This is a genomic window from Curtobacterium sp. C2H10 (assembly GCF_025407985.1).
Lineage (GTDB): Bacteria > Actinomycetota > Actinomycetes > Actinomycetales > Microbacteriaceae > Curtobacterium.
Genome location: NZ_JABXGF010000001.1, coordinates 61,922 through 74,197 on the forward strand (window position 1 = coordinate 61,922; position 12,276 = coordinate 74,197).

Genomic DNA, 12,276 nt, shown 5'->3' on the forward strand with positions numbered 1-12,276 from the left:
ACCGTAGGTTGGTGCCGAACGTCAGGACGAAGGAGACCTCGTGGCAGAGAACAACGGACAGGCGAACATCGGCGTGGTCGGTCTGGCGGTGATGGGTTCGAACCTCGCTCGGAACCTCGCCTCGCGGGAGGGCAACACCGTCGCGGTCTACAACCGCACGTACGCCCGCACCGAGGAACTGCTGAACGAGCACGCGGACGCCGGGTTCATCGCGTCCGAGTCGATCGACGACTTCGTGGCCTCGCTGTCCAAGCCGCGCACGGCCATCATCATGGTGCAGGCGGGCAAGGGCACCGACGCGGTCATCGAGCAGCTCGCGGAACGGTTCGAGGAAGGCGACATCATCGTCGACGGCGGCAACGCCAACTTCCACGACACCATCCGCCGCGAGCACGACCTACGCGACAAGGGTCTCAACTTCGTCGGCACCGGCATCTCCGGCGGTGAAGAGGGCGCCCTGAAGGGCCCGTCGATCATGCCCGGCGGTTCGAAGGAGGCCTGGGAGACCCTCGGCCCGATCCTCAAGTCGATCGCCGCCGTCGCCGAGGGCGAGCCGTGCGTGACCCACATCGGCACCGACGGTGCCGGCCACTTCGTGAAGATGGTCCACAACGGCATCGAGTACGCCGACATGCAGCTCATCGCCGAGTCGTACGACCTGCTCCGCCGCGTCGGCGGACTGTCCGTCGAGGACCTGGTGAAGGTGTTCGACGAGTGGAACGGCGGCGACCTCGAGTCCTACCTGATCGAGATCACCGTCGAGGTCCTCAAGCAGCAGGACGCCGACACGGGCAAGGCCCTCGTCGACGTCATCCGCGACGAGGCCGGGTCGAAGGGCACCGGCGTGTGGACCGTGCAGAACGCGGTCGGTCTCGGCATCCCCGTCTCCGGCATCGGCGAAGCGGTGTTCGCCCGCGCGGTGTCGTCCAAGCCGGTCCAGCGCGCTGCGGTGCAGAAGGCCTTCCCCGACCGTCCCGCCATCGCCGAGGTCCCGGACGGGTTCGAGGACGACGTCCGCGCGGCGCTCTACGCGTCGAAGGTCGTCGCGTACGCGCAGGGCTTCGACCTCATCATCGCCGGGGCGAAGGAGTACGGCTGGGACATCAACCTCGGCAACATCGCGAAGATCTGGCGCGGCGGCTGCATCATCCGCGCGCAGTTCCTCAACCGCATCGTCGAGGCGTACGACAAGAACCCCTCGCTCGAGTCGCTGTTGGTGGACCCGTACTTCGCGAACGCCGTGCAGGAGGGCGAGGCTGCGTGGCGTCGCATCGTCGGCATCGCGGCGGCGTCGGGGATCCCGGCGCCGGGGTTCTCGTCCGCGCTGTCGTACTTCGACTCGCTCGCCTCCGACCGCCTGCCCGCCGCGCTCATCCAGGGGCAGCGGGACTTCTTCGGCGCGCACACCTACCAGCGCATCGACAAGGACGGCACCTTCCACACGCTCTGGTCGGACGACGACCGGCGTGAGGTCGAACAGGAACCGTCGACCCACTAGGCAGCGGCGACGACCGCACCACGAGAGGGCCTCGCCGATCGGCGGGGCCCTCCGGTGTTCCGCGCCGCGCGCTACGCGACGATGCGTTCGCGCGCGAGGTCGGCCACGAGCCGCTCCAGCCGTGGGCCCCGGCCCAGCATCCGCCGCGAGCCCGGCGCCGCACGGACGAAGAACGTCGCCACCGCTGTCGTGTCGTCGGGCCGGACGTAGTGCATGGCGATCGCCCATGACCGGCCGTCGCCGTGCACGTCCTCGAGGCCGACGTGCACCATCCGGCTCCACCGGATCACGAGCAGCCGGGTCGCACGACGTTCCTCGAGTTCCCACAGCGAGGCCTCGGTCGCACCGAAGGCCCACGTCACCCGGTGCCCGAGCGCGACGTCCGGCCGGACGGACTCCACCGATGCCCGGAGCTCCGGGGTCGGTGCCGCCGGGACGAGCCACACCGTCGGGTCGATCCGGCGGATCGCGAGGGCCAGGGCTTCGTCCTCGTGCCGCCGTCGGAGCGACCAGCCCCGCAGCACGGCACCGGCGATCACGAGGAGGCCGACACCGATCACGGCGACCTCGGCGATGCCGAAGAAGGTCAGGTCCGCGTCGGGTGTGGTGGACACCACGATGATGCGTGCCGTGAGCAGGGCCGCCCACACGCCGACGATGATCCAGCGCAGCACCAGGAGGCGTCGTGCCTGCGACATCGGGTGGCGGTCCCGTCGCCGGGCGCGACCGAAGCGCGGGACACGGTCGGGACGCCTCAGCACCCCTCGATCCTCGCATGCTCCACCCGCGACCGGCTGGCCGGCACCGGTGAACGCCCGACGAACCAGCGGACCCGCTCGTGCGGGGTACGGGCCGTCCACGGGCGCGGACACCGCCGACTCTGTCCACCGCATGCACGACTGTCAGCACACACGCGGCACGGTCGACCTACGCTCGGCCCGTGACCACTGACCTCGCGCCCGCCCCCGTGGCGGTCTCGCGCCCCCGCCTGCTCGCGGCCGCGACGGGCATCGTCGCCGCGCTCGCGTTCTTCGCCGCCGCGGAACTCGGTGCCCTCGTCCTCGGTGGTGCCGGCAGCCCCCTCGTCGCGGTCGGTTCGGCGGTCATCGACCTCGCACCCCCGGGCGCGAAGGACCTCATGGTCACGCTGTTCGGCACCGGCGACAAGGTCGCGCTGTTCGTGCTCATGGCGGTCATCGTCGCCGTGGTCAGCGCCGGGGCGGGCGTCCTCGAACGCGCCCGCCCGCCGTTCGGGGCCCTGGTCTTCGCCGTGGGCGGTGTCCTCTCGCTCCTGGCCGTCACCACCCGTTCCGGCAGCGGCACGCTGGACGGGGCTCCGTCCGTGCTCGGGGTCGCCGCGGCCGTCATCGTGCTCCGGCTGCTCACCGCCAGGCTCCGCCGGTGGGAGTCGGCAGCCGCCGTGCCCTCCGCCGCGCCCAGACCCGCCTCTGCGGAACGTCGCGCCTTCCTGGTTTGGGGTGTGACGGCGGCGGCCGTCGCGGTCGTGGTGGGCGGCGCCTCCCGTCTGGGCACCGCCGCCGCGCAGGCGACCGCTGCCGCACGCCGGGCCGTCCGGCTGCCGGCGCCGGCGACCACCGCACCCGCGGTCCCGGCCGGGGCGTCGCTCGACGTCGAGGGCATCACGCCCTACGTCACCCCGAACAGCGACTTCTACCGGATCGACACCGCGCTGCGGGTGCCGTCGGTCGACACCGCCGACTGGAAGCTCCGCATCCACGGAGCCGTCGACCACGAGGTCGAGCTCACGTGGGACGACCTGCTCGCCCTCCCACTCGAGGAACACCACGCGACGCTGAGCTGCGTCTCGAACGAGGTGGGCGGGGACCTCATCGGCACCGCGCTCTGGCTCGGCTACCCGATCCGGAAGCTGCTCGAGCGCGCCGTGCCCCACGCGAGTGCCGACATGGTGCTGTCGCGCAGCATCGACGGGTTCACGGCGGGCACGCCCCTCGACGTCCTGCAGGACGACGGCACGGCCGCACTGCTCGCCGTGGGGATGAACGGCGAGCCGCTGCCGCCGGAGCACGGGTTCCCGGTGCGCATGGTGGTCCCCGGGCTCTTCGGCTACGTGTCCGCGACGAAGTGGGTCACCGAGCTCGAGGTCACGCGGTTTGCCGACGCCCAGGGCTACTGGACGCCGCGCGGCTGGTCGGAACGCGGTCCGGTCAAGCTGGAGTCGCGCATCGACACCCCGCGCGCGGGCGCGACGGTCGACGCCGGTTCGACGGTGGCGATCGCCGGGGTCGCGTGGCAGCCGCACACCGGGGTGAAGGGTGTGCAGGTCCGGGTCGGGGACGGCGCGTGGGAAGAGGCGACCCTCGCGGACTCCGTCTCGGCCGACACGTGGCGGCAGTGGGTCTACCGGTGGACGCCGACGAAGGGGTCGCACCGCATCCAGGTCCGCGCAGTGAGCGCCGACGGTGAAGTGCAGACGAGCGTCGAGCGGCCCCCGGCTCCGAACGGCGCGTCGGGATGGCACACGGTCGAGGTCCGCGCGGCCTGAGACGGTGCGGACCGTCCGCCGTCACGGACAGGAGGCGCGGCGCGCCTCGACGACGCGGGTCACCTCGACGACGCGGGTCACCTCGACGACGCGGATCACCTCGACGACGCGGATCGTCTCAGGCGGGACGCGTCGCCACGACACAGGTCCCGTCGACCTCGTCGTCGGACTCGACGGCCACCGCGAGGCCCGCAGCCTCGAAGACGGCCGCCGACGTCGGTGCCTGCGCAGCCGACACCTCGATGACGACCGCACCCCCGGGTCGGAGCCACTCCCCCGCACCCGACGCGATCCGCCGGTGCAGGTCGAGCCCGTCCGCCCCGCCGTCGAGGGCCACCCGGTGCTCGTGGTCACGGGCCTCCGACGGCATCATCGGGATGGACCCCGTCGGCACGTAGGGCGCGTTCACGGCGATGACGTCGACGAGCCCGCGGAACCGGTCGGGCAGGGGCGCGAAGAGGTCCCCGGCGACGACGATCCCGCGGTCGCCGATGTTCTCCGCAGCGACGTCGACCGCCGCCGGGTCGATGTCCGCCGCGACGAGGTCGAGGGCACCGACACGACCGAGGAGCGCGACCGAGATCGCCCCGGCACCGCAGCAGAGGTCCACGACACGGTCGTAGCGGTGCAACCGGCGTGCGGCCTGCTCCACGACGACGGTGGTGCGGGCCCGGGGCACGAAGACGCCCGGCGTCACGCGGAGGCGGTGCCCGTCGAACGCCGCCCAGCCGAGCACGTACTCGAGCGGTTCGCCGCCGAGCCGCCGCTGCACGAGCGCCCGCAGGCGAGCCGCGTCACCGTCGCCGGCCTCGAGCAGGAGGTCCGCCTCGTCCTCGGCGAAGACGCTGCCCGCGGCCCGGAGCCGGGCCGCGAGCGCGTCGCGCACGGGTGCGGTCAAGCGGCGCCGTCGAACATCGAGGTGACCGACCCGTCGTCGAAGACCTCGTGGATGGCGCGGGCGATGAGCGGTGCGATCGGCAGGACCTCGAGGCGGTCCCAGCGCTTGTCCTCCGGCAGCGGCAGGGTGTCGGTGACGACGACCCGGTCGATGAACTCGCTCTGGAGCAGCTCCGTCGCGGGGTCGGAGAACACCGCATGCGTCGCCGCGACGACCACGCCGGTGGCACCGGCGGCCTTGAGCGCCTCTGCCGCCTTGGCGATGGTGCGACCGGTGTCGATCAGGTCGTCGACGAGCAGGCACACGCGACCCGAGACGTCACCGACGATCTCGTGCACGGACACCTGGTTCGGCACGAGCGGGTCGCGGCGCTTGTGGATGATCGCGAGCGGCGCGCCGAGCTTCTCCGACCAGATGTCGGCGACGCGCACGCGGCCCATGTCCGGCGAGACGACCGTCAGCGTCGACGGGTCGAGGGTCTGCTGGAAGCGCTCGAGCAGGACCGGCATGGCGAACAGGTGGTCGACCGGGCCGTCGAAGAAGCCCTGGATCTGTGCGGCGTGCAGGTCGACGCTCATGATGCGGTGCGCACCAGCGGCCTTGAAGAGGTCGGCGACGAGTCGCGCCGAGATCGGCTCGCGACCACGGCCCTTCTTGTCCTGCCGCGCGTACGGGTAGAACGGCGCGACGACGGTGATGCGCTTCGCCGACGCGCGCTTCAGGGCGTCGACCATGATGAGCTGCTCCATGAGCCACTCGTTGATCGGCGCGGTGTGGGACTGGATGACGAACGCGTCACAGCCGCGGACCGACTCGTCGAAGCGGGCGTAGAGCTCCCCGTTCGCGAAGGTCCGTGCATCGGTCGGGACGAGGTCCACGCCGAGTTCCTCGGCGATCTCGGCCGAGAGCGCCGGGTGTGCTCGCCCTGAGACGAGGACGAGTCGTTTCTGGCCGGTCGTTTTGATTCCGGACAAGTGCGGTGCTCACTCCCTGACCCCGCGGGGCCGTGTTGATCGGCCCGAGAGCCGTCAGATCTGTTCGCCGTTCGCGCGCCGAGCGGCCTCGGCAGCCGGCGAACCGGGTCGGTGTTCCTCGACCCATCCGTCGGTGTTGCGCTGTGGGGCGTAGCTGATCGCCAGCGACCCGGCAGGGACGTCCTTGCGGACGGTCGTACCCGCGCCGGTGTACGCTCCGTCACCAATCCTAACCGGGGCGACGAACACGTTGTGCGACCCTGTACGGACGTTCGAGCCGACCTCGGTCCGGTGCTTGTGCACCCCGTCGTAGTTCGCCGTGATCGTGTTCGCGCCGATGTTCGAGTCCTCGCCCACCTCGGCGTCGCCGATGTACGACAGGTGCGGCACCTTGCTGCCCCGGCCGATCGTCGCGTTCTTCGTCTCGACGAAGGTGCCGATCTTGCCCCCGTCGCCGAGGATCGTGCCCGGTCGCAGGTAGGCGAACGGTCCGACGGAGGCGCCGTCACCGATCACCGCGAGGGTCGCGTCGACGCGGTTCACCACGGCGCCGACGCCGACCTCGGTGTCCCGCAGGGTGGTATCCGGCCCGACGACCGCGCCCGAGGCGATCGCGGTGGCGCCGATGAGCTGGGTGCCCGGGAGGACCTCGGCGTCGGGTTCGATCGAGACGTCGAGGTCGATCCACGTCGTCGCCGGGTCCTGCACCGTGACGCCGGCGAGCTGGTGCCGACGGACGATGCGCGCGTTCAGCACCCGCGCGGCGTCGGACAGCTGCGCCCGGTCGTTGATGCCGGCGACCAGCCACGGGTCGGTCAGCGTGACGACGTCGATCCGCGCGCCCCGCGCCCCGATGAGCGCCGGCGCGTCGGTGATGTACTTCTCGCCCTGCGCGTTCGCCGTGGTGAGCGACGGCAGGACCGCACGGAGGTGCGTGACGTCGAAGGCGTAGATGCCCGCGTTGGCCTCGGTGATCGTGAGCTGCTCGGCGGTCGCGTCCTTGTGCTCGACGACCCCGACGAACGCCCCGTCGGCGTCGCGGACGATGCGGCCGAGGCCCGTCGGGTCCGGTGCGATCGCGCTCACGAAGGTGGCGCCGTTGCCGCCGCCGACGTGAGCGTCCACGAGTGCTCGGAGCGACGCCGCGTCGAGCAGCGGCACGTCGCCGGACAGCACGACGACGGCGCCGTCGAAGTCCGCCGGAAGCGCCTGCACCGCGACCTCGACCGCACGGCCGGTGCCGGGGACGTCGTCCTGGTCGACCACGATGGCGTCGGGGGCACGCTCGGTGACCTCGGCCGCGACGAGCTCCCGTTCGTGCCGCACGACGACGGCGACGTGCTCGGGCTCGAGGGACGACGCCGTCCGGAGCACGTGCGCGATGAGCGGCAGCCCGGCGAGGCGGTGCAGGACCTTCGGGGTGGACGACTTCATGCGCGTGCCCTGCCCGGCGGCGAGGACGACGACGGCGATGCGCTGGTCGGTCATGGCTCCATCCTGGCGCACGCTCGCTGCGGAGTCCGGCGGAACCGCGCCAGGGGCGCAACCGTGCGCGGAATCGCAGCCTGCAGGCGGGCCCACACCGCGCCTCCTGGCACCGCCCGACGGAGGCGTCAGCCGAGGTCCGCCGCGTCACCCGTGCCGCAGTGTGAGACCGCGGCGAGCGAACTGCGCGTGGTCGCCGCGCCGAACTGGATGCGCTCGACGGCGCCGCCGCCGCCGTTCACCAGGTACCGCTTCGCACCCGACGTCATCTCGTCCGTCGAGTACTCCACCTTCAGTCCGTCCGCCACCCAGGCCGTGCCCACCGCCTTCGTCACGGCCTCCGGGTCGTCGACGCCCGCACCGGTCCGGACGATGTTGTAGAGCGCGCCCGCCGAGCCGTCCGCGAGCACGCAGTCCTGCGCGTACTCGTCGGACTGGTCCGCGTCCCAGTCGACCCCCGAACGGCGCATCGTCTCCTCGACGGAGTCTGCCGCCTGTCGGCGCTGGTGCTCTGCGGTCGGTGCAGCCTGCACGGTGTCCTCCTTGGTCGGGGTGCCCGCCGCGCAGCCCGCGAGCAGGATCGCGGCGAGCAGCACCGTCCCGATCACCGTCGGTCGCCTGGAGGAGATCGGCGTCGAACGCCGCCCCCACACGCTCACCCGAGCTCCGATGCCACGACGACCGCAGGGGCGCGCACGGACGCCCGCACCTCAGCCGAGGTCCGCTGCGTCACCCGTCCCGCAGCGGGAGACCGCGGCGAGCGAGCTTCGAACGGTCGCCGCCCCGAACTGGATGCGCTCGACGGCACCACCCGCCCCCTTGACGACGAACTGCCGGCTGCCGTCGTTGAGCGACGACTCCGAGTACTTGACGGTCAACCCGTCCGCAGCCCACGACCGGCCGACGGTCCGCACCGCAGCCTCGGGGTCGGGAACTCCCGCGCCGATGCGGGCGAGGTTGTAGAGCGCTCCGGACGTGCCGTCACCGAGGAGGCACTCCTGGGCGTACTCGTTCGCCTGCGAGTCGTCCCACGTGACGCCCGACGTCCGCATGGTCGCGTCGACGTAGGCGGCGGCGAGATCACGCTGGTGCTGGACGGTCGGTGTGCTCGGTGTGGTCTCCACGGAGGTGCCTCCTGTCGGCGGACCCGAACACGCGGCGAGCGCCAGTGTCAGGGCGAGGGTCAGGGCGAGTGCGGGCCCGGCTGCCGTGCCTCGCGGGCGTCCGATCACAGTGTCGGTCCCATCAGGTTGTCGAAGTAGTCCTGCTGCAGGGCGCTCACCCCGGCGTCGTCCGCGGGAGTGAGGTCCTTGCCTCCCACGAACGTAGCCTGCGCGACGTTGTCGAGCGACTCGGTCCCGAGGTTGAAGTACCCCTGGCTGCCGCCGTAGCCGATCGGGTCGTGTGTGGTCACGCCGGCACCCTCGCCGGGGTCCCCACCGTTCGTCCCGAAGGTCGTCGCGCCGAACGAGGCGTCCATCGGGTCCTGGCGACCGCTGCCTGCTCGGCCGACCCAGGCCCACTGGTCTCGCGGGTCGTCCGTGAACGGGATACCGGGGCTCCCCTGGCCGGCGTAGACGTGGTCGGCCGCGATACCAGACGCACCTCCGACGTCCTGCTCGATGCCTGCCGAGGCGACGCTGACGAAGGAATCGACGTGCACACCGTGATCGTGGAGCGCGTCCGATGCCACCGTGGTCCCGTAGGAGTGCCCGACCACGTTGAGTGTCGGCGAATCGGGACGCGCCGCCCCGAAGCCGAGGAGGTCGGCACTGAGCCGGTCCGCCCCGGCCCGGGCCGCGTCGCCGTGCAGGACGCCCATCGTGGTGAGGCCGCTCGGTACCGGCGGCGCCTCGTAGTTCATCCACGCGACGACCGCGTGCTCGGCGCCGGTCGCGTTCTTGCCCTCCTGCGCCGTCCAGAGGTTCTGGGCCGCGGTGGTCCACCCGGTCGTGTCCTTGGTCGTCGTGCCCATCCCGGGCACCATGTACGTCACGTTCTCCGCGGTGTCCACGTCACCGACCGCCACCGCAGCGAGCGGCGGCTGGTGGTCGGTGGCGAGGGTGAGCAACGCGCGACCGGGCTTCGCCGTCGACGCCAGGGTCTTCTCGATGTTCCGGTACGCGTCGAGGTTCGCCTGCGCCGCCTCGATCGACTGGTCCGCCGCCTGCGACGCCGGCCACCCGAGCCCCACGCGCCGGTCCTTCGCGTCCGCGAGGTCCTGCTCGGCCTGGGCCACGGCCGACACGAGCGTCATCCGGTTCGCCCGGTCCCGCGCCCAGGCAGGCAGCCCCGCGAGGTTGCCGACGACCGCGGGCAGCGATGCGATGAGCGCGTCCTGGGCGGGGGTGTGCTCGGCGCCGGTCGTGTCCTTCCCACCGCCCAGGGTCTTCCAGAGCGCGGCGACCTCATCGGGCGACATGTCGGCGATGCGGTCGGCGAGGTTGCGATCGAGCATCAGGAGCGCGCCGAGCTCGGTCGGCGACAGGCCCGCGAGCATCGACGCGAGGTCCTCGTCGGACGCGCCGACACCACGTCCCTCGATGCTGCCGAGGCGTCCGAGCGTCTCGGGGCCGGTGATCACCCGGAGCAGCGCCTGGTCGGCCGTCGTGCGGTCCTGCACGAGCTGCTCCCACTGGGCGTCGAGCGCCGCGGACCGGTCGCCGGCGTCGGCGATCGCCCGCTCCGCGTTCGCGAGGCTCGTGGCGTCCGCCTCGGTCGCATCGTCGGCCTTCGCGGCGGAGCGGAGGGTCGGCAGCGTGAGCTGCTGTCCGGCGAGCTCGGCCGCGACGGTCCCGCGCTGCAGGCGGATCGCGTCCGCGTCGTCCTTGATGCGCTGGACGTCCTTCGCGTACTGGTCGAAGGCGTCCCCGGCGGCGTCGAAGAGCGCCACGAGGCCGGACGCGCTCGGCCGCATCTCGTCGAGCAGCGCCGCGAAGCGGGTCTGCGCGTCGCCCTTCCACGTCGGCGATGCGGTGACGTCGGACGCCGAGGCGATCTTCGCCAGGGCGTCCTGCACGGCGTCGGCCCGGTCGTGCCAGTGCTTCCCCAGGGCGGTGATGCCGGCGGGGTCGCCGACGTCCGGCTCCTCGCCGCTCACTTGCCGTCCGCCTGCTTCGCGAGGGCGGCTTCCTGCGCGTCGACCTGCGCACCGAGGTCGTGCGGGAAGGTCGCGGCTTGCTCGAGGGCCGCGTCGACGGCGTCGATCATGCCCTGGTGGGCGAGCGACAGGCCGGCGGTGCGGCTGACCACCTCGGTCACGCCGAGGCAACCGGTGTCGAGGCCCGTGAACCGGGCGGTGTCCGCACCGAGTGCGGTCCGGGCGTCGGTCAGCGCGGTCGCGACCGCCGCGAGCGTCTCCGACTCGATCCGCAGTTCTGCGGCCCCCATGTGTTCCCCCCGTCGTTCCCCCGTGGACGTCGGAGACGATAGCACCACGGTCTCCGACACGCTCGGACTCAGCGCCCGTCCACCGGCTCCCGCCGCACGAACGCCATGAGCACCAGCCCCGCCACCAGCACCACGACGACCCCGAGGATCCCGTACCGCGTCGATCCGCCGACCGTCACCGCCACCCCGAAGAGCGCCGGCGCGAGGAACGACGCCGCGCGCCCGGTCGTGGCGTACAGGCCGAAGAGCTCGCCCTCGCGGCCGGGCGTCGCCAACCGCGCCAGGTACGCCCGCGAGGACGACTGGACCGGCCCGACGAACAGCGCCAGCGTCAGGCCGAGGACCCAGAAGCCCGCGGTGACGTTCCCCACCGCGAACACGCCGATCCCGCACACCGCGAGCCCGACGAGCGACACCGTGATGATCGCGCGTGAACCGAACCGGTCGTCGAGCCTGCCGGACAGGAACGTGGCGATGCCCGCGACGATGTTGGCCGCGATGGCGAAGAGGATCACCTGCGACGGGCTGAAGCCGAACACCTGTGCGGCGACGATCCCGCCGAAGGTGAACACGGCGCCGACGCCGTCGCGGAACACCGCGCTCGCCAGCAGGAACGCGAGGACGTTCCGGCGCTCGCGCCAGAGCCGCGCGATGTCCCGCCCGAGGTCCCGGTACGCCCCGAGCAGGGTGCCGGCGCGCGAACGGTCCGGCGCGGCCTCGGGGACGGTGACGAACAGCGGGATCGAGCTCACCGCGAGCCACACGGCGGCGATGCCGATCGCGACGCGGACGTCCCACTGCCCCGAAGCCACGGTCGCGGGGAGCTGCAGGAGCCCCGCGACGTCGCCCCCGCCGAAGTCCTGGATGCAGAGCACGAGCAGGACGACGAGCAGCACGATGCCGCCGAAGTACCCGGCCGCCCAGCCGATCGCCGAGACGCGTCCGGTCTGCTCCCCCGACGCGACCTGTCCGAGCATCGCGTTGTAGCCGACGCTCGCGATCTCGTAGGCGACGGTCCCGATGCCGAGCAGGGCCGCACCGAGCAGCAGGTACGGCTGGCTCGGCGCGACGAACACCATGCCGCCGATCGAGAGCGCGATGCCGATCGTGGCGATGAGCACCGACCGGCGCCGGTGCCCGGACGTGTCCGCCAGGCGTCCGACCGCCGGGGCGACGAGCGCGACCACGATGCCGGCGATCGTCAGTGCCGTCGACACGACGGCCGCGTTGTGCGCGAGCTCCCGCTCGACGAGCGCCTTCCCGGCGGCGGACGTGTCGGCGACGAGCGCCGGGTCGACGAACGCGCGGCTCGCCAGGTACGTGCTGAAGACGAAGGTCGTCACGACCGCGTTGAACGCCGCGGATCCCCAGTCCCACAGGGCCCAGGACACGAGGGCGCGGCGGTCGGTGCGCTGCGGCACGGCAGCCGCGGGTGAAGCCGTCATGCGCGAACCGTAGCGCGTCCGGGTGTCGCGGCGGTGGCCCCAGTGGGGGCGTCCCGACGCGG

The 12,276-nt window shown here is 72.4% G+C and carries 11 protein-coding genes; 2 read left to right on the forward strand and 9 right to left on the reverse strand.

The genetic code is table 11. From position 1 onward, the window contains the following. The first annotated feature begins 40 nt into the window (after positions 1-40). The gene (gene gndA / locus HWD93_RS00285; protein ID WP_083414028.1) at positions 41-1,498 is read left to right on the forward strand and encodes an NADP-dependent phosphogluconate dehydrogenase; all 1,458 of its coding nucleotides are present in this window, start codon (positions 41-43) and stop codon (positions 1,496-1,498) included. 71 nt (positions 1,499-1,569) lie between these two features. Here gndA and HWD93_RS00290 read toward each other — a convergent pair whose 3' ends face one another. Further along, positions 1,570-2,259: a hypothetical protein gene (locus HWD93_RS00290; RefSeq protein ID WP_261645680.1), complete on the reverse strand. Its 690-nt coding sequence runs from the start codon at positions 2,257-2,259 to the stop codon at positions 1,570-1,572. 179 nt (positions 2,260-2,438) lie between these two features. Here HWD93_RS00290 and HWD93_RS00295 point away from each other — a divergent pair, with 179 nt between their 5' ends. Next, positions 2,439-4,022, forward strand: coding sequence for a molybdopterin-dependent oxidoreductase (locus HWD93_RS00295; RefSeq protein ID WP_261645681.1), 1,584 nt, complete (start codon positions 2,439-2,441; stop codon positions 4,020-4,022). 118 nt (positions 4,023-4,140) lie between these two features. On the opposite strand, the gene HWD93_RS00300 is transcribed toward HWD93_RS00295, so the two are convergent. From HWD93_RS00300 to HWD93_RS00335, 8 genes are all read right to left on the reverse strand, one after another. Beyond that, positions 4,141-4,920: a putative protein N(5)-glutamine methyltransferase gene (locus HWD93_RS00300; protein ID WP_261645682.1), complete on the reverse strand. Its 780-nt coding sequence runs from the start codon at positions 4,918-4,920 to the stop codon at positions 4,141-4,143. Continuing rightward, positions 4,917-5,894, reverse strand: a complete 978-nt coding sequence (locus HWD93_RS00305; RefSeq protein WP_022907051.1) for a ribose-phosphate diphosphokinase — start codon at positions 5,892-5,894, stop codon at positions 4,917-4,919. The genes HWD93_RS00300 and HWD93_RS00305 overlap by 4 nt, the downstream gene beginning before the upstream one ends. Before the next feature lie 54 nt (positions 5,895-5,948). After that, entirely contained in the window at positions 5,949-7,382 is a 1,434-nt protein-coding gene (glmU, locus tag HWD93_RS00310; protein ID WP_261645683.1) for a bifunctional UDP-N-acetylglucosamine diphosphorylase/glucosamine-1-phosphate N-acetyltransferase GlmU, read from the reverse strand. 125 nt (positions 7,383-7,507) lie between these two features. Beyond that, positions 7,508-7,987 carry a hypothetical protein gene (locus HWD93_RS00315; protein ID WP_261645684.1) on the reverse strand — a complete coding sequence of 160 codons (480 nt, stop codon included), beginning with the start codon at positions 7,985-7,987 and terminating at the stop codon, positions 7,508-7,510. Positions 7,988-8,089: 102 nt separating this feature from the next. Continuing rightward, positions 8,090-8,503: a hypothetical protein gene (locus tag HWD93_RS00320; protein ID WP_261645685.1), complete on the reverse strand. Its 414-nt coding sequence runs from the start codon at positions 8,501-8,503 to the stop codon at positions 8,090-8,092. A gap of 104 nt (positions 8,504-8,607) precedes the next feature. Beyond that, positions 8,608-10,479 (reverse strand): alpha/beta hydrolase, encoded by a 1,872-nt coding sequence (locus tag HWD93_RS00325; RefSeq protein ID WP_261645686.1) that lies wholly within the window; start codon positions 10,477-10,479, stop codon positions 8,608-8,610. Then, positions 10,476-10,769 carry a hypothetical protein gene (locus HWD93_RS00330; RefSeq protein WP_070416800.1) on the reverse strand — a complete coding sequence of 98 codons (294 nt, stop codon included), beginning with the start codon at positions 10,767-10,769 and terminating at the stop codon, positions 10,476-10,478. The genes HWD93_RS00325 and HWD93_RS00330 overlap by 4 nt, the downstream gene beginning before the upstream one ends. A gap of 68 nt (positions 10,770-10,837) precedes the next feature. Continuing rightward, entirely contained in the window at positions 10,838-12,214 is a 1,377-nt protein-coding gene (locus HWD93_RS00335) for an MFS transporter (RefSeq protein WP_092384340.1), read from the reverse strand. Between the last annotated feature and the right edge of the window lie 62 nt (positions 12,215-12,276).

Bases quoted from the DNA above. Each gene is read 5' to 3' on its own strand.
- glmU (WP_261645683.1), bottom strand. From the start codon at position 7,382: ATGACCGACCAGCGCATCGCCGTCGTCGTCCTCGCCGCCGGGCAGGGC.
- HWD93_RS00330 (WP_070416800.1), bottom strand. From the start codon at position 10,769: ATGGGGGCCGCAGAACTGCGGATCGAGTCGGAGACGCTCGCGGCGGTC.
- HWD93_RS00335 (WP_092384340.1), bottom strand. From the start codon at position 12,214: ATGACGGCTTCACCCGCGGCTGCCGTGCCGCAGCGCACCGACCGCCGC.